Source organism: Rhizobium phaseoli (genome assembly GCF_001664385.1).
In the GTDB taxonomy this organism is placed as follows: domain Bacteria; phylum Pseudomonadota; class Alphaproteobacteria; order Rhizobiales; family Rhizobiaceae; genus Rhizobium; species Rhizobium phaseoli.
In genome coordinates this window covers 1-22,083 of record NZ_CP013534.1, presented here as the reverse complement: position 1 = coordinate 22,083, position 22,083 = coordinate 1, and the positions used below count along the sequence as shown (strand labels likewise).

Genomic DNA, 22,083 nt, shown 5'->3' with positions numbered 1-22,083 from the left:
CATCGCCTGTATCCTTGGGGGGAACCTATGTCCGTGCGCTCGTTCTTTGCTTTCGCCAGCATTGCATTTTTATCCATGATCGCCGCCAGTTTTCCAGCCGCCGCTGCGGAAACCAAGCGTGACATCCAGACGATCAAGGACGCCGATTTCTTCGGCTTCGACCTTCGCACCGAGCAGAACGTCTCGCTCGATCAGTGCAAGACCTCCTGCATCGGCGACAAGAGCTGCAAGGCCTTCACCTACAATCCCAAGGTGAAATGGTGCTTCCTGAAATCCGATTTCAAGACGATGAACGCCTTCCCCGGCGCCATCGCCGGCAAGATCGTCGAAACGGCCGCCCAGAAGGAGCCGGATATCGGCGCGCCGCCGCGCCTGACCTTCCTGACCAACGACCTGATCCAGCAGGCCCACGACTTCAGGGACAATCTGGCGCTGACCGACGCCCAGCAGGGCCAGAGCGTCGACAGCCTGACGGCCAGCGCCCGTCTCGACATGACCGCCAACAATCTGACGGACGCGCTGACAGCCTTCCACGGCGCGCTGTCGATCACCCCCGGCGATGCCGATCTCTGGCTCGAAACCGCACGTGCGGCCATTTCCTACGGCAGCACCGAAAGCAGCGTCACCGGCCAGGCCGTGCTCGACGCGCTGAACGGCTACGAGCTGACGCGCACCAAGGCAAAGCGCGCCGAGGCGCTGTCCGTGCTCGCCACCGCGCTGGAACGAAACGCCAATTACCGCCCGGCGCTCTATGCCTACAAGGCGAGCCTGGCGCTGGTTGCCTCCGACGAGGTGCAGACCGCCTATGTGCAGCTGAGAGCGACTCAGGGCTTCCGCATCACCGAACACACTGTCGACGCCGACAGCGCCACGCCACGGGCTTGCGTCACCTTCTCCGAAGCGCTGATCAAGACCACCGATTACACGCCCTTCGTGACGCTGAACGGCGCCGCACCCAAGGCGCTGGAAACCAAGGACAAGCAGATCTGCGTCGAGGGGCTGACGCATGGCGAGACCTATAAGATCGCCTTCCGCACCGGCCTGCCGTCCTCGGTCGACGAGGCGCTCGAAGAGCCCGTTACCATCGACGTCTATATCAAGGACCGCAGCCAGATGGTGCGGTTTACCGGCGACAGCTTCGTGCTGCCCTCGACCGCGCGCCGCGGCATTCCCATCGTCTCGGTCAACCTGGCCTCGGCCAATCTCAAGCTCTACCGCATCGGCGATCGCGCCATCGCACCGCTGTTGACCAACTCGCAGTTCCTCAGCCAGCTCGACGGCTACAGCGCCCAGAACATCGAGGATCAGAACGGCGAACTGGTCTGGCAGGGCTCGATCGACATCGCCAACGACCTCAACAAGGACATTGTCACCAGCTTCCCGGTCGACGAGGCGCTGCCGGAGCGCAAGCCCGGCATCTACGTGCTGACCGCGACGGCGCCGAACGCCCCGGCACAGGAGTGGGATTCGCAGGCGACGCAATGGTTCCTCGTCTCCGATATCGGCATCACCACCTATGCCGGCACCGACGGGCTCAACGTCTTTGCCCGCTCGCTTGCCTCGGCCAAGCCGATGGCTGGCGTCGAGCTGCAGCTGCTTGCCAAGAACAATGAAGTGCTCGGCACCGCGACGACCGACGAAAACGGCCGCGCCACCTTCACTGCCGGCCTGATCCGCGGCACGGCGGCGCTGACCCCCGCCGTCATCGCTGCCAAAAACGGCACGTCGGACTATGTTTTCCTCGACATGACCCGGGCCGGCTTCGACCTCTCCGACCGTGGTGTCACCGGCCGCGCCGCACCCGGCGCGATCGACGTTCTGACATTCACCGAACGCGGCATCTACCGCGCCGGCGAGACGGTGCATGCCCAGGCGCTTGCCCGCGACACCGACGGCAATGCCATCGAGAACCTGCCGCTCACCTTCATCTTCAGCCGCCCGGACGGCGTCGAAGACCGGCGGATCGTCAGCCAGACCAGCAATCTCGGCGGTTATTCCGTCGATTTCGCAACCCAGGAAAACGCCATGCGCGGCACCTGGACGATGAACATCTATACCGATCCGAAGGGCAGCGCGATCGCCAGCAAGAGTTTCCTCGTCGATGATTTTGTGCCCGATCGCACCGACATGGAGATCAAGACCGAGGCGAAGGAAATCGGCCCGGATACGCCGGCGCATATCACCATTTCGGGCAAGTATCTCTACGGCGCTCCGGCCGCCGGGCTGACGCTCGAGGGCGACGTCGTCGTCAAGCCGACGCGTGAGAGCGCCGCCTATAAGGGCTTCATGTTCGGGCTCGCCGACGAAGAAGCGAACGAAGATTCCCGCCTGCCGATCGACGATCTGCCGGTGCTCGACGAGAACGGCGAAGCTACGACCGATCTGACCGTCGTCGACCTGCCGGCAACGACGCAGCTGCTCAACGCCACCGTCTATGTGAGAATGCAGGAAGCAGGCGGACGCGCCATCGAGCGCTCGCTTGTCATTCCGGTCAAGAGCGAGCGGGCGACGATCGGCATCAAGCCGGAATTTTCCGACGAGCTGCCCGAGAATTCGATCGCCAACTTCACGGTGATCGGCGTCGATGCCGACGGCAAGAAGCAGGAGACCAAGGGCCTGCGCTGGAAATTCTACAGCCTCAACCGCGAATACCAATGGTATCGCGAGGGAACGGCGTGGAAATACGAGCCAGTCTATACCGCCGAGCAGGTCGCCAACGGCAGCGTCGACGCGACGATGGACGGCGGCAAGATTTCGGTGCCGGTGAAATGGGGCCGCTATCGTCTCGAAGTGGAAAGCCCGGATGCCGACGGTGCGACCTCGAGCGTCGAATTCGACGCCGGCTGGTTCGTCACTTCGACGTCGACCGAAACGCCCGACGGCCTGGAAATCGCCCTCGACAAGGACAGCTACAAGATCGGTGAGACGGCCAAGCTGAAGGTCACCTCGCGCTACGGCGGCGAGCTGATGGTAACGGCCGGAACCGAAAAGCTCGTCGCCGTACAGAATGCCGCGATCGGCGAGACCGGCGGCGAGGTCGACATTCCGGTCACCGCGGACTGGGGCGCCGGCGCCTATGTGACCGCGACACTCTTCCGCCCCGGCGACGCGCAGGACAGCCACATGCCGATGCGCTCGATCGGCATCAAATGGCTGAAGGTCGATCCCGAACAGCGTGCGCTGCAGGTCAAGCTCGACACGCCGGAAAAGATGCTGCCGCGCGGACCGTTGAACATCGGCCTGCAGGTGGCCGGTGCGGGCGCCAATGAGGATGCCTATGTCACGGTAGCCGCCGTCGATGTCGGCATTCTCAACCTGACGCGCTACGAACCGCCCAATCCTGAGGATTGGTATTTCGGTCAGCGCCAGCTCGGCCTTGAAATCCGTGACCTCTATGGCCGCCTGATCGACGGTTCGCTGGGGGCGACCGGCAAGCTCAGGACCGGCGGCGACGGCGGCGCCATTGCGCTGCAAGCCAGCCCGCCGACACAGAAGCTCGTCGCCTTCTTCTCCGGTCCGGTGAAGCTCGACGCCGAAGGCAAGGCCAACGTCTCCTTCGACATTCCGCAATTCAACGGCACGGCCCGCGTCATGGCAGTCGCCTGGTCGAAGAGCGGCGTCGGCCACGGCGTCAAGGATGTCATCATCCGCGACCCTGTCGTCGTCACGGCCAGCCTGCCGAAATTCCTCGCCCCCGGCGACAAGGCCAATCTGCGCCTCGACATCGCCAATACCGATGCGCCGGCCGGCGACTTCAAACTGCAGCTGACCGGCAATGAGGCGGTCGGTATCGAGCAAGCCTCGGCCGCGCAGACGATCCGCCTCGAGGCCGGCGCAAAGACGGAGCTGACGCTTTCGCTGATCGGCAAACAGCCGGGCCCCGGCAGCGTCTCGATCAACCTCTCCGATGCCTCCGGCCTGTCGCTCGACCAGACCGTCGACGTGCCGGTACGCCCGTCATCCCTGCCGATCACCCAGCGCAGGGTGCTGGCGCTGAAGCCGGGGGCCAAGCTCACCGTCGACAAGAACCTCTTGGCCGACAGCGTGCTGCCCGGGGCCGCCATCAGCGTCAACGTCACCCGTTCGGCCGCCTTCGACATTCCGGCGCTGCTGATGACGCTCGACCGCTATCCCTTCGGCTGCGCCGAGCAGACCACCAGCCGGGCGCTGCCGCTGCTCTACTTCGCCGAAGTGGCGAAGCAGGCCGGCATCGAAAACGACGACGACGTGCACAAGCGCGTGCAGGACGCGATCTACCGGGTACTCTCCTACCAGGCCTCGGCCGGCAGCTTCGGCCTCTGGGGGCCGGATTCAGGCGACGTCTGGCTCGATTCCTACGTCACCGATTTCCTGACGCGAGCCCGCGAAATGAAATATGACGTGCCGGAACGGGCCTTCGTGCAGGCACTCGAAAACCTGCAGAATACGCTCTCCTACACCACCGACATCAAGGGCCAGGGCGACCAGATCGCCTATGCCATCTATGTGCTTGCCCGCAACAAGAAGGCGGCGATCAGCGATCTGCGTTATTACGCCGATACGATGATCAACGACTTCCCGACGCCGCTCGCCAAGGCGCATATCGCCGCCGCACTGGCGCTCTACGGCGACGCCCAGCGCTCGAAGAACATTTTCGTCGACGCGCTGCAGATGTCGCAGCAGTCGATGGTGTCGCGCGTGAACCTGTCGCGTACCGATTACGGCACGATCCTGCGCGACGGCGCGGCGATCTTGGCGCTTGCCGCCGAAAGCCGGCCGGTTCCGCCTGTCATCCCGGATCTTGCCAAGGCCGTCGCCAAGGAATGGGGCCGCAGCAAATACAAGAGCACCCAGGAAGAAAGCTGGATGCTGCTTGCCGCCCGCGCCATCCAGGGCGGTGATGACGGCCTGAAGGTCGACGTCAATGGCGCGCCGCACACCGGCGCCTACATGGCCCGGATGACCGGCGAGGCGCTCGCCGACCATCCGCTGACCTTGACCAACCAGACCAACGATGCGGTCTCGGCTGTCGTCACCACCGTTGCCGCTCCGACCGTGCCGCTGCCGGCCGGCGGCGACGGCTTCCTCATCGAGCGCAGCTATTACACGCTCGACGGCGAAGAGGCGAATGTCAGCGAGGCGCAGCAGAACGAACGCTATGTCGTCGTCATCCATGTGCGCGAGACCAACGACTGGCAATCGCGCATCGTCATCACCGATCTGCTGCCGGCCGGTTTCGAGATCGACAATCCGAACCTCGTCGACAGCGCCCAGATGACGAACTTCGACTGGATCGGCGAAATCTCCGCCGCCCATACCGAATTCCGTTACGATCGTTTCGTCGCTGCCTTCAACCGCGCGCCGGGCGACGAACGCGAATTCAACGTCGCCTATGTCGTGCGCGCCGTCACTCCCGGCACCTACGACCATCCGGCCGCAAGCGTCGAAGACATGTATCGACCCGAGCTTTCGGCCCGCACGGCGACCGGCAAGATGGAGGTCGTGGCAGCGCAACAATGAGGCTGTGGCGCAAGTTTGCGATCGGATCCGCCGCCGGCATCGTTGTTGCCGGCGCGGCTCTGCTTGCGCTCGACGCCGCCGACAAGGCCTTTCCGCCGCCGCTCGACAAAGCGGGCATGGTTTCGCCGGAGGTGCTGGATGCCGACGGGCAGTTGCTGCGCGCCTTCGCGACCGGTGAAGGCCGCTGGCGGCTGAAGACGACGGTCGCCGATGTCGATCCGCAATTCCTGCGCATGCTTGTTGCCTATGAGGATCAGCGTTTCTACGATCACGGCGGCGTCGATGCCTGGGCCCTCGGGCGGGCCAGCCTGCAATTCGTCCGCAATGGCCGCATCGTCTCCGGCGCCTCGACGCTGTCGATGCAGGTGGCGCGGCTGATCGAGCCGCGCGCGGAACGGTCGTTTTCGGCAAAACTCCTGCAGCTGGTCCGCGCCGTGCAGATCGAACGGCGGCTGTCCAAGGAAGAGATTCTCGATCTCTATCTCACCCATGCGCCCTTTGGCGGCAATCTGGAAGGCGTGCGCGCCGCAAGTCTCGCCTATTTCGGCAAGGAGCCGCGCCGCCTGATGGTCGCCGAAGCCGCGCTGCTCGTCGCCCTGCCGCAATTGCCGGAACGGCGCCGGCCGGACCGCAATCTCCAGGCGGCGCAAGAGGCGCGCAAGCGGGTGCTCGATCGCGCCGCGGTGGCCGAGGCGGTCGGCGCCGGCGAAGCAGAGCGGGCCGAGGCGGTTGCCGTCCCCATGCGGCGCATGCAGCTGCCGGCACTGGCCGCCCATGTCGCGGAAGCGGCGCTTCGCAAGGAACCTGATGTGCTCAAGCATCAGACGACCTTGAGGAAGCAGGTGCAGCAAGGGCTGGAAGCGGTCGCCCGGGCCGCGGCGATGAAGCTCGGACCGAAGCTGTCGCTCGCCATGGTCATGGCCGATGCTGAGACCGGCGCGATCGTCGGCGAGGTCGGCTCGGCCGATTATTTCGACGCCAGCCGCTCCGGCTGGATCGATATGACGCGCGTCAACCGCTCGCCCGGCTCGACGCTGAAGCCCTTCATCTACGGGCTCGCCTTCGAACAGGGCCTTGTTTCCCAGGAGACGATCATCGAGGACCGGCCGGCCGACTTCTTCGGCTACCGGCCGCGCAATTTCGACATGAGTTACCAGGGCGACGTCACGGTGCGCGAGGCGTTGCAGCTGTCGCTGAACGTACCGGCCGTCAAGCTGCTCGACGCCGTCGGGCCATCGCGGCTGCTGGTGCGCTTCCGCCGCGCCGACGTGCGCCCGGCCCTGCCGCCGAACGAGACGCCGGGACTGGCGATCGGTCTTGGCGGCGTCGGCATCACGCTCAAGGATCTGGTGCAGCTCTACACGGCGCTCGCCGATCGCGGCCGGCCGGCAAGGCTCGGCGATGGCATCACCGGCACCCCTGGCAAGCTCGACGGTGAACCGATGCTCGAGGCGGTCGCGGTCTGGAACGTCGCCGATATTCTCTCCGGCGTCATCCCTCCCGCCGGCGCGCCCCAGCGCGGCATCGCCTACAAGACCGGCACGAGCTACGGCTATCGCGACGCCTGGTCGGTCGGGTATGACGGACGTTATGTGCTCGGCGTCTGGGTCGGGCGGCCCGACAACAGCGCCGTGCCCGGCTTGACCGGCTACGGCACCGCAGCACCCATCCTGTTCGAAGCATTCGCCAAATCAGGCATCGCCACGACGCCCTTGCCGCGGCCCCCGGCCGGGGCCGTGCGCATCGCCCAATCGGAGCTGCCAATCAGCCAGCGGCGTTTTGCGCTGAATGCCAGCGGCCTGCTCGTCGCCTCCGGGCGCGAACCCGCGCCGCAGATCGTCTATCCGCCCGAAGGCGCCCATATCGATCTCGGCGCAAAAGGCGGCGATCTGTCGCCGTTGATGCTGAAGCTGCAGGGCGGCCGCGCGCCCTTCCGCTGGCTGGCCAACGGCAAGCCGCTGCCCGACCTCTCGCGCCGGCGCACTCAGCAATGGCAGCCCGATGGCGGCGGCTATTCGAAGCTGACCGTCATCGATTCGGCCGGACGAGCAGCGAGCGTCGGCGTCTTCATCGACTAGCGCACGTCGCCCGGAAGGCACAGCGGTTCCGGGACAACGACATGCAGAAAAAAGAGCTAAAGCGCGTTGCATGAATAAAATCTGATGCAACGCTCTTTAGAATGGTGACAAATTAACGACATTTGCCGACCGCCTTGGCACTGGCTAAATCAAAGCGTCCCGCTCTTGGAGAGAACGGCCGGAGTGAAATCCATCGTCAATCGATCAAGTTCGACGAGCATACGACGTGTCACAAGCTCAATACTGGCATCTGAGCTCAATTGCCCCTTGGCTTGGCTAGCCGCTTTCAACGCGCTGGTGGCGGTGATCAATGGCAATCCGAAACCAAACCTGAAAAACCTGTTCTTGTACTTACGCAGGGCATAGACGAAACGCCGCTTTTTCCAAAAGAAGCTCATTAACCATTCCAGAAGGTTGGATGGCCCGAGATGCTGGAAATCGATACTGAGATCGAGCACACTCGCCCAGTCGTTCCATTTCTTCCTGTGGTTTGGATCGTGCGGCAATATGGCTTTCCACGGCACCCGCAAGGCATCTGCGATGATAGCGCCGTGCATGGCTTCGGAAACCAAGAGCTCTGAAGACAACATTTGCTCCAGCACAGTATCCACATCCCATCGTGGATCGATGAAATTGATACCTAGCCTTTTACAGATTTTTTGCCAGCTGCCAAACGTGGCGCTTTCGTAATGCGGCATAAAGGAAACGCGGAAACGCTTTTCATATTGTGGAAGCTCGACAGCTCTTATCAGAATACCCGAGTCACCAATCGCTGTATCTTCAGACAGATTCAATGCTGCGGCGGTATCCTTGCCGCGCACGAAGTAGACCTTCCATGTCTCATCAATAGTTGGAGGCGCCGAATACCCGGCATAACCTGCCCCAAAAACTATTTTCTCTGCGCTGGCGGGATGGTTGTCATACAATATAGACCCAATTCCCAAAAACAACGTTGTTTTATCGTCGTCGAAAAAATCAATCGGCAAAAGCTTTGGCCAAAGCCAATAGTTCAGCGCGTCCCCAAAATTGGGAACTTTACTGTAAGCAAACATTTTCACTAAGACACCCCTGCCTTCAAAATCGTCTTAAGCTCAAGACGACCTGCCCCTTTAAATATATTCCCCTAAATAGATATTGACCGGCCCGTGCTCTTATTGAAAGGCATAGGAAACGCCTGCGGATAAGCCGCTCGGACCGAATTCATCAATAAATCCATGGACTCGTTAAATGAAAGTTTATTAGGGGGCAAGTACTTATTGTAGATTTTTGCTGCGCGATAAACCACTTTTTCGAACAAGGTAAATTCGTAAAATTTGCGCATCGGTCCTGCGCTGTAATGACGAAAATAATCATCCAGCGTCGGTGAAAAGTTGTTATTCCAGCGGGCGTCGAGAATCTGAAGGCCGTTGTATCTCTTCGTATAATGAATGACGTGACCATTCTCGCCCCACCCAACATCGTCCTCTGCCGGTATGGGCTTCATTGCGTTGGAGTACATCTCACTGAACAGAGAGACCACTCTCTCCGAGCGCCGAGCAATAATGACACCGGAGTTCACTCGGCCCGAGAACCCATTGGCAAGATAGAGGTCACTGCTCCCCGTTTCATTGGAAAGAAAGCTGGGGGCACTCACTTTGACTTCAACATCCGAATCTAAGAAAAGAACCCAAGGCCTTCCGGCTTCCAAAGCCGCCGTAATCAAGGGTATTTTCAGCCACGCACACTCCATGAGCATATTCGAGAAGCGTGGGCGGGAAACCATTACATAATCGAACCCATGACGGACGCAGTACGCTCGTTGCGTCTCCACGTTCCGCGCGTAGATCCACTGGTATCCATTAAATCCCAAGGAGATTACAAGTGGTTTCATGTCTGGCTCATTACACCTTTCAATTCGCGCTTACAGAAATACCCGCGCCGGGTAGCGGCTGTCGCAGATCACTTTGTTAACTGCGTTTCTCAGCACGCGATCTCGCCAATTGGATCAACCAAACAATCGATTGCCGATCAATCAGAGATAGAACCGTCGTATAAATGATTATTCCAGCACTGACAGCGGCAATTAAGCGCCAAATAACATTCTGAATTGGCGCAAGCCCATACTCAACGAGGAAGTAACAAGCAAGCCCCATGGCCGAGGCGGCTGCTAGCGGGCGCAGAATTGCCAATCCAACTTCCGCCAATGAGCATTTGGTGTGCGGCTCTATCAGTCTAATTTGATAAGGTATCATCACATAACCACGCGCGAGCAGCGACAATATGATGGGCCACAGACCGAAAGGTGCGGCAACTAGTGCTAATATGACCGTCACAATGAATTGGATAGTAGTAAACCGAAGGGCCTTCTTTGACTGCCCAAAGGAGGTCAGCACCGGGAGAAACAGCAGGCTGATTAAACTCGGTATACAGAAGAGCGATAACGCTTGCATCAGCGGCACGACGTCTAGCCATCGCTCCCCATATAGAATTGTCACCAAATCCTTGGCTATCGCAGCCAGCCCAAAGAACGCCGGAAATGACAATGCGCCTGAGACGCTCAACAGCCTTATGAACGTCTGCTTGACTTTTGCCTGGTCCTCACGAATGGCGACAAAAAGATTAACTGAGACCGTTGAGATGGGGGTAAGCGTACCGATCGAAAGCATATCAATTGTTCGGCGCGCTACCCGATAGAAGCCGACGGAAGCGGCACCAACGAAAATTCCAATAATCATATCCTGCACGCGAGAATTTATCACTCCGATCAGTTTCGAAGCGGACATGCTCGCGCTGAATGGAAGCACCTCGATAAGTTGCGCTCTTGTGAATTTAACCGATGGCCACCAACGAAAGGCAAGCCACGCCGTCAGCGTAGTAACGAGCTCAGTAATGAATCTCTGTATCACCAGAGCGTAGACACCGAAATTGTGATAGGCCGCCCAAACTGCAACGACACTGCCAATTAACCCCGCAACGATGGATCTAATTGCCAATGTTTTGTGCCCGAACCGGCGCAACTGGCGCGCCATGTGAATCGCGCCGCCTGCGGATATAGGAAGCGTCCAAGCAAGAGCAGTAAGTACGCCCTCCAGCCGATCAGTTGCCATAAGCCATGAAATTGGGCGAGCAAGTACTGTTATCAGCGCCGCACAAACCACAGCCATTCCCACGTTACCCCAAAACGCTACTCGCGAGACGATTTCTTCATCGTCCGCCCCCGCCTTGGTTACGGCGTCAGAAAAGCCTGACGTTGCAAATATACGCCCAATCTCGGCAACGATCATCCCGATTGCAAACAATCCAACTTCGACAGGGCCAAGTATGCGAGCGATCACTACGAATACTATAAAAGAAAAAACTTGATCAACGCCGATCCTTACAACCGACCATAATGTTGCCTCCATAGCTTTTTTCTTCACGTTAACAAACAATTTTTGGACCTGCTTTTAAATAACAAATTAATACGTGAATCTCTCAAGCCACTGAACTTAGGTGAGCGGACGACATTCGCCAGCCAAGAAGCCATCCGTTACACGCGATAGGGACGTTGTCGGCTTATCTGTATCGCGCAGTGATTTATAGAGGCATTTTTGCATACGGTAGATTATGACAAACACCTAGATTTTACATGGCAGGCATCGGACGAGGTGCGGCCTTGAAGACCGAAACGAAACCACGATAAAAATGTCCGAGAATATATCACAGGCTTACCTCAACCGCGTTGCGCGACAGATCGCCTTGTACTAACAGATCAATTTTTAGATTCAATGATCACTTCAAATGAATATGAACGATACCACTTTTCCTACCGCAACCCCGATGACACATAATAACGATGTCAAATTTCACCGCCCTGAACTGGATGGGTGGCGGGCTACTGCTATTATTTTCGTGATGATTGGTCATTTTACACCGATACCGAAAGTTGATCTCGGCAAAGCTGGCGTACAGCTTTTCTTTGTGTTGTCAGGTTTGCTGATGGCGAATCTGCTTTTCGTAAAGCGGGAGCCGATCGGTGTATTTCTCAAACGCAGGATTTCACGCGTGTGGCCTGCGCTGTTTGCGTTCCTATTTATAATTTGCCTTACCTATCCAGTACCCGCGGTGCACATCGCCGCGACATTCGTATTTGTCCAGAATTATGCGACGATTTATTTCGGTCATATGCGCCAGATAGACCATCTCTGGTCCCTCTCGGTTGAGGAGTGGACCTACCTCTTCTTAGGGGCCATTGCCATTTGCGCGCGGGCGCGGAATTATCCGGCATTTCCAGTTCTTGTCGTCGCAACCATAGTCTTGATGATCAACGAACTCGTCCAGGGGAGCAGAGGCCAGGATTACTATTCTATCTACTGGCGTACTGATGTGGCAGGCGTAGCGATATTGTCTGGAGCAGTCGCGTTTATGGCCTTGAGAGAAGCCAAATCCTTACCCTCCTGGCTTCCAATAGTGGCTGGAGCGTGCGGCATGATATTGTCATTTCGTCACTTCCCGGACGTTATCAAATATTCCGCCGGCACGATTTGTTTTGCTATTTCGATCGGATCTTTACACGCGGCCCCCGTTTGGATGTGCCGTATCTTGTCCATCACGCCTTTGAGCTGGTGTGCGAATATCTCCTATTCCTTGTACTTATGGCAACAGCCATACTTCAAGGCCATAGGGCACTATCCAAAATCCCTTCTATTGGCCGGCGCCATAACATCGGCCCTCGCATCATACTATCTAATAGAGCAGCCAGCGCGCCGGTTTTTGAACGAGCGCTGGGCTCAACGATCACGTTTCCTTCGGTCTGGTGCGCAGTAGGACGAAGGTTGGGGCTGAAGGATAAGCACCGCCTCGAAAGTCGGATAAATTTTCCCAAGTACGACAGCCTCCTTTGAGGGGCTAAAAAGACACGTGGCGCTCTGACGGAACCAAAGCCCGACCACAACCGTTGAAAAGGGTCTCCCTCGAACGTCAGACGGCCTCATGACTTTTCCGACAGCGACCTACCGGATACAGTTCCGCAATGGCATGACCTTCGATCGCGCCCGCGGCCTTATTCCCTATCTGAAGACGCTCGGCATCAGCCACCTCTATGCCTCCCCCATCTTCACGGCCGTCAGCGGTTCGACCCATGGCTATGATGTCACCGACGCCAACGAGATCGATCCGGCGCTCGGCGGCCGGGCAGGCTTCGACCGGCTGACGGAACGCCTCGCCGCAGCGGGCATGGGCCTCATCCTCGACATTGTCCCGAACCATATGGCCGCCTCGCCGGAAAACGGCTGGTGGCGCGACGTGCTGACATTCGGACGGCAGAGCGCCTATGCCGGTCATTTCGACATCGACTGGCGCGAACCGCTGACCCTGCCGCAGCTCGGCCAGCATTTCGAAGAGGCACTGGCTGCCGGCGAATTGCGGCTCGTGCTCGACGAGACGCACGGGAACTTTGCCTTGGCCTACTTCCAGACCTTGTTGCCGCTGAACCCCAGCAGCTACGGTGCGCTCGCCAACCGCCTCGACGATCCGGTCGCCATGCGAATGGCGGAGGCGGCCGTGACATCGAGCGCGGATTTTGCCCGTGCGCTGCGCGATATTCTCTTCGAAGGCGGCGATCGGGCGATCCTCCGGCAAAAACTCGAGGACGTCTCATCCGATCATGAGTTTCTCAGAAGCCTGCATGAGGAACAGCATTGGCGCCTGAGCCATTGGAAGGAAGGGGCACGGCATCTGAGTTATCGCCGCTTTTTCGAGGTGACCGGCCTGGTCGGCACTCGCGTCGAAGATCCCCCGGTTTTTCAAGACCTGCATCGGCTGGTGCTCGAACTGGTGCGCCAGGGCAAGGTGCAGGGTCTGCGCATCGACCATGTCGACGGGCTCGCCGAACCCAAGGCCTATCTCGACAGGCTTCGGGCTGCGGTCGGAGCCGATATCTATATCGTCGTGGAAAAAATCCTCGGGGCGGGCGAGGTGCTGCCGGAGAGCTGGCCGGTTGCCGGCACGACAGGATATGAATTCATCGCCGCGCTGAACGAACTCTTCATCGACGCCGGCGGACTGCGCCTATTGGACGATGCCTATCGCGGCCTTGCCGGCGAGGCGGCTGATCCCGAAGAGGGCCGGCGGCTCGCCAGGCAACAGATGGTGGAGCGCAATTTCGCCGGTGAAACCAGCCGGCTGGTAGCGATCGCAACGAGTATCTTTCCCGACCTCAACAGCGCAGAGATCGCCGCCGCGGTCGGCGAGTTACTGATCGCCTCTCCCGTCTACCGCACCTATGGCGACGGCGGTCCGCTTTCCTGGCAGGATTCGGCCGTCCTTGCCGTGACCGCATCACAAGTCATGGCAGAGCTCGATGACCGGCGGGCGCTCGATCATGTGCTGAAGCTTCTCGAAGGCAAGATCGACGGCGATGCGGCCCACGAATTCCGGATCCGCTTCCAGCAGTTGAGCGGGCCGGTCATGGCGAAGGCGGTGGAGGATACGCTGTTCTACCGCTATAACAGGCTTCTTGCCGCAAACGAGGTCGGCAGCGAACCGGGCAAGCCGCCGGAGGGCCCGGACGGCTTCCATCGCCGCATGGCCGAACGCGCGCGGCTGCAGCCGCATGGGCTTTCGGCAACGGCCACCCACGACACCAAGCGCGGCGAGGATGCGCGCGCAAGGCTTTATGCCTTGAGCGAGGGCGCGGATGTTTTTGCCCAGGCGGTGGCGCGGTGGCGCGAGATGAACCGGCCGTGGCTGCAGGATCTCCCTAATGGCGTGGCACCGGAGCCAAATACCGAATGGATGCTCTATCAGGCGCTTGCCGGCGTCTGGCCGGAGGATTTCGACAGAGGACAGATGGAAGAGCTTCGCGACCGCTTTACCGGCTACGCGATCAAGGCGGTGCGCGAGGCGAAATTGCGCACCGCCTGGACCGAACAGGATAACGCCTATGAAGAGGCCGTCACGAGTTATGCCGCGGCGCTGCTGTCGCCGGACAATGACGCTTTCCTCGAAGATTTCGAAAGGGTGCTGCAGCCCTTCATTGCGGCAGGCTACGTCAACAGCCTGTCGCAAACCCTGCTCAAACTGACGGCTCCGGGCATTCCGGACATTTACCAGGGCGCGGAAGGTTTCGATTTCAGTCTCGTCGATCCCGACAATCGCCGATCTGTCGACCACCAACAGCTGACTGCCTGGCTTGACGAAGCCGGACCGATCGCCAAGCTCCAGGCGGCGGCGTTGAAGCAGCGCATCATCGGGATCGGCCTGCAATTGCGCCGACGGCAGCCGGCTCTGTTTTCGAAAGGTGACTATCTGCCGTTGAAGGTGACGGGCAGCCGGCGCGACCATCTGCTCGCTTTTGCCCGGGTGCAGGATGGTGATTTCGCAATCGTCGCCGCGCCCCGGCTGATGTTCGGCTGGCTCGACCCGGGCGTGCTTTTCGCCGGTCCCGAATTCTGGGAGGACACGACCATCGCCGTCCCCTCCCCGCTTCACGGCCTGAAGGCGGACCTGCTGATCGGAAAGACGATCGAGCCGGGCGGCAGCATTTCGGTCTCTGCCCTGCTCGGGAGCCAGCCGGTCGGGCTTATCAGCCCGATCTGAAGATCTCGCCGAAATTAGCGCTTGACCTTCCAGTTGCTGGAAGGTCGATAAGTCTCTCCAACTGCCCCTACGGGCATAGGAGACAAGCATGAACACAAAACACGACCACCACCACGGCCACGCCCATGGCGATGATGATCATAGCCATTGCTGCCATGATCGTGCGGGCGCCGACACTGTCATTCGTGATCCGGTCTGCGGCATGACCGTCGATCCGGAAGCCGGCAAGCCCTCGCTTATGCATGCTGACCGCCTTTACCATTTCTGCTCCGAGAGTTGCCGGACGAAATTTGCCGCCGCACCCCAGGATTACCTGACAGCGAAGGATCCTGTCTGCGGCATGACCGTCGATCGTTCGACGGCAAAACATTTCTTGAAGGTCGACGGCGAGAAATTCTACTTCTGCTCGGCCGGCTGCAAGGCGAAGTTCGAAGCCGACCCCACGGCCTATCGCGACGGCAACCGCCCGGCAGCAAAGCCGGCGCCGAAGGGCACGCTCTATACCTGCCCGATGCATCCGGAGGTCATCAGCGACCGTCCCGGCGACTGCCCGAAATGCGGCATGGCGCTGGAACCGATGGGTATTCCTCCCGCCGACGAAGGCCCGAATCCGGAACTTGTGGACTTCACCAGACGGCTCTGGGTCAGCGCCATCCTTGCGTTGCCGCTGCTGGCGCTGGGCATGGGGCCGATGCTCGGCCTGCCGCTCCGCGAAGCGATCGGCGAACCGCGGGCGAGTTACATCGAGCTGTTGCTGGCAACACCTGTGGTGCTGTGGGCGGCCCTGCCGTTCTTCCGGCGTGCATGGGCGTCCCTCGTCAACCGCAGCCCGAACATGTGGACGCTGATCGGTCTCGGCGTCGGCACCGCCTATGTCTACAGCCTCGTCGCCACGCTCGCGCCCGGAATCTTCCCGATGAGCTTCCGCGGCCATGGCGCCGCCGTGCCGGTCTATTTCGAGGCCGCCGCCGTCATCGTCGCGCTCGTCTTCGTCGGCCAGGTATTGGAATTGAAGGCGCGCGAACGCACCGGTTCGGCGATCCGCGCCCTGCTCGACCTCGCGCCGAAGACGGCGCGGCGGATCGCTGCCGACGGCAGCGAAAGCGACCTGCCGGTCGAGGAAATTCAAACCGGCGACCGGCTGCGCGTGCGTCCCGGTGAACGCATTCCGGTGGACGGCTCCGTCGTCGAGGGCCAGTCGACCGTCGATGAATCGATGATTACCGGCGAGCCCCTGCCTGTCGAAAAAGCGCAGGGCGATGCTCTGACCGGCGGCACGATCAACAAGAATGGGTCGCTCGTCATGGCGGCCGAGAAGGTCGGCGCGGACATGGTGCTGTCGCGCATCGTCGACATGGTCGCCACGGCGCAGCGCTCGCGGGCGCCGATTCAGGGCGCGGTGGACAAGGTATCGGCCGTCTTCGTACCGGTCGTCGTTGCCGCAGCCATCCTCGCCTTCGTCGTCTGGGCCGCGATCGGACCGGAACCGAGCCTGGCCAATGCACTGCTCGCCGCCGTCGCCGTTCTGATCATCGCCTGCCCCTGCGCGCTCGGCCTTGCGACGCCGATGTCGATCATGATCGCGACCGGGCGCGGCGCTCAGGAAGGCGTGCTGATCAAGGATGCCGAAGCGCTGGAACGCTTTTCCAAGGTCGACACACTGATCGTCGACAAAACAGGCACGCTGACCGAAGGCAAGCCGGTTCTGACCGACATCGTTGCCGTCGGCGGCATCGAGGAAAGCCGGCTGCTGTCGCTGGCGGCAAGCCTGGAGCGCGGTTCCGAACACCCGCTGGCCGAAGCGATCGTTTCCGGCGCCGAAGAGCGCGGCGTCCCCTTCGTCGACGTCACCGGCTTCGAGGCAAAGACTGGCAAGGGTGTGAAGGGTCTTGCCGGCGGCACGTCGGTCGCGCTCGGCAATGCGGCAATGCTCGCCGATCTCGGCATCGACCCCGCAGCGCTGTCGGAGAAGACCGAAGCCCTGCGCGGCGATGGCAAGACGGTGATGTTTGTGACGCTCGACGGTACGCTTGCCGGCCTCGTCGCCGTCGCCGACCGGATCAAGCCGACAACGGCCGCCGCCATCAAGGCGCTGCACGACAGCGGGCTGAAGATCATCATGGCGACGGGCGACAACGAGCGCACGGCACGCGCGGTGGCAAAGAGCCTAGGCATCGACGAGGTCCGCGCCGACGTCCTGCCGGAAGGCAAGAAGGCGCTGATCGAGGAATTGCGCGCCAAAGGCGCCGTCGTCGCCATGGCCGGCGACGGCGTCAATGATGCGCCGGCCCTCGCTTCGGCCGATGTCGGCATTGCCATGGGCACCGGCGCAGATGTTGCGATGGAAAGTGCGGGCATTACATTGGTAAAGGGCGATCTCAATGGCATCGTCAGGGCACGGCGGCTCGCGGAGGCGACGATGCGCAATATCCGCCAGAATCTCGGTTTCGCCTTCGGCTATAATGCCCTCGGTGTTCCGGTCGCCGCCGGCGTGCTCTATCCGGTCTTGGGCCTGCTGCTGTCGCCGATGATCGCGGCGGCGGCAATGAGCCTCTCGTCCGTGTCGGTGATAGCAAATGCGCTGCGGTTGCGATTCGCAAAATTATAGGAGATGGCAAATGAACATCGGCGAGGCATCTGAGCGGTCCGGCCTGCCTTCGAAGACAATCCGCTACTACGAGGATATCGGCCTCATCCGCCCCGAAAGGGGCGGAAACGGTTATCGCGACTACGCCGCGAGCGATGTTCATAAACTGCGTTTCCTGCAACGCTCGCGCGGTCTCGGCTTTTCCGTCGAGGAATGCCGGCAATTGCTGGCGCTCTATGAGGACAAGGCTCGGGCGAGCGCCGACGTCAAGGATATCGCCGAGACCAAGCTCGGCGAGATCGATCGCAAGATCCGCGAGCTGACGGAACTTCGCCGCACGCTGGAGCATCTCGTGCATGCCTGCCACGGCAACGATCGACCGGATTGTCCGATCCTCGAACAATTATCGGACGGCCGCTGACCGTCTCAGGAAAGCCGGGAGATGTCCTGCTTGACCGCCTGGGAGAACGGAGCCGGCTCGTCCGGCTCCTCTTCATCGCCGTCATCAAGCACGCCGTCATCAAGCCGATGCTTGATCGCCAGCGCATAGATGACGTCGAGAATGTTACGGTCTTTGAGATGGGGATCGGTCAGAGCGAGAAGCGAAGCCCGGACGATTTTCTTGCTGGTGGCCTTCGGACAACGCATCTTGACGAAATCATAAAGCGCCTCACCCGTCAGTCCTTCCATGGCGCCGTCCACGAGAGCCTCGTAGACCCGCTTCTTTTCTTTCATTTCGTATCTTCCCCTCAAATCAGCGGGGGAATGATCAGTCATATAATTGTCATAAACAATCGCCGATTTGAGGCGCTCATCGCATGTCGGCCGGATCTCGGCGGCGATCGCTCGGCCGGCACGATTTTTTTGCCGTGCCGGGAATAAAATCCGGCGCGTTTGCGTATACTCACTCATGGAACGCAAAGACCGCCCCTTCGACGTCATCGGACAGCTCGCAGCGCTGAGGCGCTATGCGCGCGCGCTGGTGCGCAATTCGGACGAGGCGGAGGATCTGGTGCACGATGCGCTGGTGCGCGCCTTCGAGAAGCGAAAGAGCTTCCGCAGCGGCGGCAACTTGCGCACCTGGCTGCTTTCCATCCTGCACAATGCCCATATCGATCGCCTTCGCCAGAACCGGTCGCTGACGCGCCGCCACGATGAAGCGGCTGTCGAAGCCGAGCAGTCCTTGCCTGCTGGTCAGGAACATGCCGTACGTCTGCAGCAGGTGCGCGATGCTTTCTTCGATCTGCCGGAGGAACAGCGCGAGGCGCTGCATCTCGTGGCGATCGAAGATCTTTCCTATCAGGAAGCCGCCAATGCGCTCGGCATTCCGATCGGCACCTTGATGTCGCGCATCTCCCGCGCCCGCGCGCAGCTGCGCGAATTCGAGGAGAAGACGCCGCGCGTTTCGCATCTGCGATTAATCGGAGGGAACGGCAATGAAAGCAGTTGATCCGATCGTCGATGCCGATCTCGACGCCTATGTGGATGGCGAGCTCGATGTCGCCCGCCGCATCCAGGTGGAGTCCTATCTTTCGGACCACCCGGCGATTGCCGCCAAGGTGATGGCCGATCTCAGCATGAAGGGTGAGTTGCGGCTGGCGCTTGCCGGCGAAAGCGCCTTCGGCCGTCCCGAGACCCGCGATGCCGCCCGCCGGCTGGAGCGTGGCCTTTCCTATGGCCGCATCTTCCACTCAATGCAGCGCATTGCCGCCGTCGGCATTCTGATCACCGCAGGCTGGGTGGCGCACAATTCCTTCGGCGCCTTCTCGGCGACTGAGGTGGCGGCTTCCGTCCCTGCACCCGCCTATGTCGAGGATGCCGTCCGCGCCTATCAGACCGCCACCCTGCGCGCCTCGATGCCGGCGCAGACGCCGACCATCTTCAGCGCCGAGGACATCCGCGCCGCCACCGCGATCGTCGTGCCCGAATTGCCGAGGGACTGGAAGGTCGTGGACGTGCAGATATTCCCATCCGAATTCGGTCCCAGCGTCGAGATGGCGATCGCGGTGCCGGACGGAAAACGGCTCTCGCTTTTCGCCGTCCGACCGGGCGCCTTCGAGGTCCAGCCGGTCAGCCATCTCGCGCTCGAAAAGGCAGAGGCCGCCTATTGGCAGATCGGTGAGGTCGCTTATGCGCTGATCGCCGAGGATAGCGGCCTCAATCTCGACCAGGCAGCCGAACGGCTTGCCCGTTCTCTCTATTAGTTCAAACCGAGGAGATCAGCATGAACCCGATCAATCCCCGTTACGGTGCCGTTCCCGGCTCCCAGGCCCTGTTCGACGAGGGTCTGCGCCAGCATATGCTGCGCGTCTACAATTATATGGGCCTTGGCCTCGTCATAACAGGCATCGTCGCCTTCATCGTCGGCTCGACGCCGGCGCTTTATGTCCCGATCTTCGGCTCGCCGCTGAAATGGGTGGTGATGCTGGCGCCGCTCGCCTTCGTCTTCTTCTTCTCGTTCCGCATCCAGACGATGTCGGCGAGCACCGCGCAAATTACCTTCTGGGCTTTCTGCGCCGTGATGGGCCTGTCGCTTGCATCCGTCTTCCTGGTCTTCACCAAGACGAGCATCGCCCAGACCTTCTTCATTACCGCCGCCATGTTCGGGACCACCAGCCTCTACGGCTACACGACGAAGCGTGACCTCTCCAGAATGGGCTCGTTCCTGATGATGGGCCTCTTCGGCATCATCATCGCCGGCATCGTCAACATCTTCCTGGGTTCGAGCGCGCTGCAGTTCGCGATCTCTGTGATCGGCATCGTCGTTTTCGTTGGTCTGACCGCCTACGACACCCAGAACATCAAGGAACAATATTCGGAAAATTACGATCAGGAATCGAACCAGAAGCTCGCCGTCTTCGGTGCGCTCTCGCTCTACCTGAACTTCGTCAACATCTTCCAGCTTCTGCTCAACTTCACTGGCGAGCGGGAATAGGATCGCGCTTCCGGGGGCAATGGAAGCGCAAGAGCCCCGGTCTGCACTCTGTGACAGGATGGCAGATCGGGTGCTCATCTCAAAACGAAGCGGCCGGGTTCACGACCCGGCCGCATTCGTTTCAGATGATACCCCAGGCGCGATAGCGGCCGCGCCCGGTGATTTCGCGAATGCCGATCTCATTGACGAGGTTCAGCGCGCCACGCGGCGTAATCCTGAGATGGTGGGCAATCATCGCCGCCGAGACCATCGGCCGCGACAGGATGAAATCGGCAAGGTCCGGCAGGCTGCTGTTCGAACGGCGGCCGCGATAGCGCAGTTCCATTTGCGTGCGTGCCAGCGACAACCGGTCGATTTCCTTGAGACCGGCCGCGGCGCCCAGATGCATCGCCTCCAGAAACGCTTGCAGCCGTGTGGCCCGGTCGCGGGCCCGACGCCGCTCGTGGCGCACCAGCTTCAGCCCGCCGTAAAAGGAAAAGAGATGCGAGGCGACCTTGCCGCGGGCGCGCAGATAACTTGCGACCAGAAGACCACCGAGCCAATGCTGGCGCCGTAGCGGCTCAATCCTGTCCCAGGCCTCGAAAAGTATGATGGCGCCGAGAACAGGCGGCAGGCTGTCGGCCAATGGCAGCACGCTTCGCCATTCCGCAAGCCGCTGTTCCTCATCCCATTCGTCGTCGCCAAGCAGGCCGAGCGGGTCATCATTACGCTTGGTCGTAGATACTGCCGCTGTCTCTTCAGCCGGCGCCTTGCCTGTATGGATGTCGATGAGCTTTTGCGAGCGGGCAAGAAGTGCGTCGATCTCCGCCATCTCGGCAGCGAGCGGCCCGTCTTCATCCCCCTCCTCATCGTCGGGCTCGACCATGACGGCCGGGCTTTTGGTTTCCTGGGCCGTGCCCTCCCCTTCCCCCATGGTCGCGGTCAGCGTTGCAAGGCCCGACACACCGAAGGCCCAGGCAGGTTCCCCGGTCCAGATCCGCCGACGGCTCCGCAGCACCGAATGGGCAATCGTCAGCTCGTGGCTGGGCGCGCGGCTATCCATATGCGCATCGTGCAAAACCAGATCCTCGACATGCACGAGCTCGCCGGCGACCCAGAGCGCTCCGGCAGCATCGAAGAAATGACTACGCTCAGCAAATCCCTCGCCGACCGGCGAGCGCAACACACGCTCGTCCAGCCGCGCCAGTCCGTCCTCTGCCGCAGCAAGAGCTGGAAGCAGGTTTTGAAGCATCGTACCGTCAATGTCATAGCGCATTGTTAAGCTTTGCGGTTTTTCACAAATGGAAGCAAAAGGCATGTTTTCTTCCGCCACCATGACATGGTTAACGGTGTATTTCAATGAAAGCAGTGGGGAAGAAAGCGGATAAAGGTCACAGCGACAGGCCGCATTTTCTTCTACACCGCGCAGCTGGCGCGAGGCTTTATGA

14 protein-coding genes are annotated in these 22,083 nt (G+C 60.7%); 9 read left to right on the top strand and 5 right to left on the bottom strand.

The annotated features are described in order from the left end of the window. The first annotated feature begins 27 nt into the window (after positions 1 to 27). Both AMC88_RS23445 and pbpC read left to right on the top strand, forming a co-directional pair. Positions 28 to 5,499, top strand: a complete 5,472-nt coding sequence (locus AMC88_RS23445) for an alpha-2-macroglobulin family protein (RefSeq protein WP_064826133.1) — start codon at positions 28 to 30, stop codon at positions 5,497 to 5,499. Next, a complete protein-coding gene (gene pbpC, locus AMC88_RS23440; RefSeq protein WP_064826132.1) occupies positions 5,496 to 7,577 on the top strand; it encodes a penicillin-binding protein 1C in 2,082 nt (693 codons plus the stop codon). The genes AMC88_RS23445 and pbpC overlap by 4 nt, the downstream gene beginning before the upstream one ends. A gap of 149 nt (positions 7,578 to 7,726) precedes the next feature. Here pbpC and AMC88_RS23435 read toward each other — a convergent pair whose 3' ends face one another. From AMC88_RS23435 to AMC88_RS23425, 3 genes are all read right to left on the bottom strand, one after another. Further along, a complete protein-coding gene (locus AMC88_RS23435) occupies positions 7,727 to 8,635 on the bottom strand; it encodes a glycosyltransferase family protein (protein WP_010024367.1) in 909 nt (302 codons plus the stop codon). Positions 8,636 to 8,700: 65 nt separating this feature from the next. Next, positions 8,701 to 9,447 carry a hypothetical protein gene (locus AMC88_RS23430; protein WP_016736495.1) on the bottom strand — a complete coding sequence of 249 codons (747 nt, stop codon included), beginning with the start codon at positions 9,445 to 9,447 and terminating at the stop codon, positions 8,701 to 8,703. 76 nt (positions 9,448 to 9,523) lie between these two features. Next, positions 9,524 to 10,987, bottom strand: a complete 1,464-nt coding sequence (locus AMC88_RS23425; RefSeq protein ID WP_225880714.1) for a lipopolysaccharide biosynthesis protein — start codon at positions 10,985 to 10,987, stop codon at positions 9,524 to 9,526. A 349-nt stretch (positions 10,988 to 11,336) separates the two neighbouring features. Here AMC88_RS23425 and AMC88_RS23420 point away from each other — a divergent pair, with 349 nt between their 5' ends. The 4 genes from AMC88_RS23420 to cueR all read left to right on the top strand — a co-directional run bounded on the left by AMC88_RS23420 (position 11,337) and on the right by cueR (position 18,142). Continuing rightward, positions 11,337 to 12,362, top strand: coding sequence for an acyltransferase family protein (locus AMC88_RS23420; protein WP_064830099.1), 1,026 nt, complete (start codon positions 11,337 to 11,339; stop codon positions 12,360 to 12,362). A 165-nt stretch (positions 12,363 to 12,527) separates the two neighbouring features. Next, positions 12,528 to 15,134 carry a malto-oligosyltrehalose synthase gene (gene treY / locus AMC88_RS23415; protein WP_064826130.1) on the top strand — a complete coding sequence of 869 codons (2,607 nt, stop codon included), beginning with the start codon at positions 12,528 to 12,530 and terminating at the stop codon, positions 15,132 to 15,134. Positions 15,135 to 15,222: 88 nt separating this feature from the next. After that, complete coding sequence (locus tag AMC88_RS23410; RefSeq protein WP_064826129.1) at positions 15,223 to 17,742, top strand: heavy metal translocating P-type ATPase; 2,520 nt, start codon at positions 15,223 to 15,225, stop codon at positions 17,740 to 17,742. A gap of 10 nt (positions 17,743 to 17,752) precedes the next feature. After that, positions 17,753 to 18,142, top strand: coding sequence for a Cu(I)-responsive transcriptional regulator (gene cueR, locus AMC88_RS23405; protein ID WP_004678499.1), 390 nt, complete (start codon positions 17,753 to 17,755; stop codon positions 18,140 to 18,142). Positions 18,143 to 18,147: 5 nt separating this feature from the next. On the opposite strand, the gene AMC88_RS23400 is transcribed toward cueR, so the two are convergent. Further along, entirely contained in the window at positions 18,148 to 18,456 is a 309-nt protein-coding gene (locus AMC88_RS23400) for a hypothetical protein (RefSeq protein ID WP_004678501.1), read from the bottom strand. A gap of 175 nt (positions 18,457 to 18,631) precedes the next feature. Between AMC88_RS23400 and AMC88_RS23395 the strand changes: the two genes are divergently transcribed. The 3 genes from AMC88_RS23395 to AMC88_RS23385 are packed head-to-tail and all read left to right on the top strand — an operon-like array spanning position 18,632 to position 20,656. After that, on the top strand, positions 18,632 to 19,171 hold the full coding sequence (locus AMC88_RS23395; protein WP_016736796.1) for a sigma-70 family RNA polymerase sigma factor: 540 nt from the start codon (positions 18,632 to 18,634) through the stop codon (positions 19,169 to 19,171). Further along, a complete protein-coding gene (locus AMC88_RS23390; RefSeq protein ID WP_037144868.1) occupies positions 19,158 to 19,925 on the top strand; it encodes an anti-sigma factor family protein in 768 nt (255 codons plus the stop codon). Before AMC88_RS23395 ends, AMC88_RS23390 begins: the two co-directional genes overlap by 14 nt. A 20-nt stretch (positions 19,926 to 19,945) precedes the next feature. Next, positions 19,946 to 20,656 (top strand): Bax inhibitor-1/YccA family protein, encoded by a 711-nt coding sequence (locus AMC88_RS23385; RefSeq protein ID WP_010022389.1) that lies wholly within the window; start codon positions 19,946 to 19,948, stop codon positions 20,654 to 20,656. Between the two features lie 121 nt (positions 20,657 to 20,777). On the opposite strand, the gene AMC88_RS23380 is transcribed toward AMC88_RS23385, so the two are convergent. Beyond that, entirely contained in the window at positions 20,778 to 21,911 is a 1,134-nt protein-coding gene (locus AMC88_RS23380) for an RHE_PE00001 family protein (RefSeq protein WP_064826128.1), read from the bottom strand. Positions 21,912 to 22,083 lie beyond the last annotated feature (172 nt).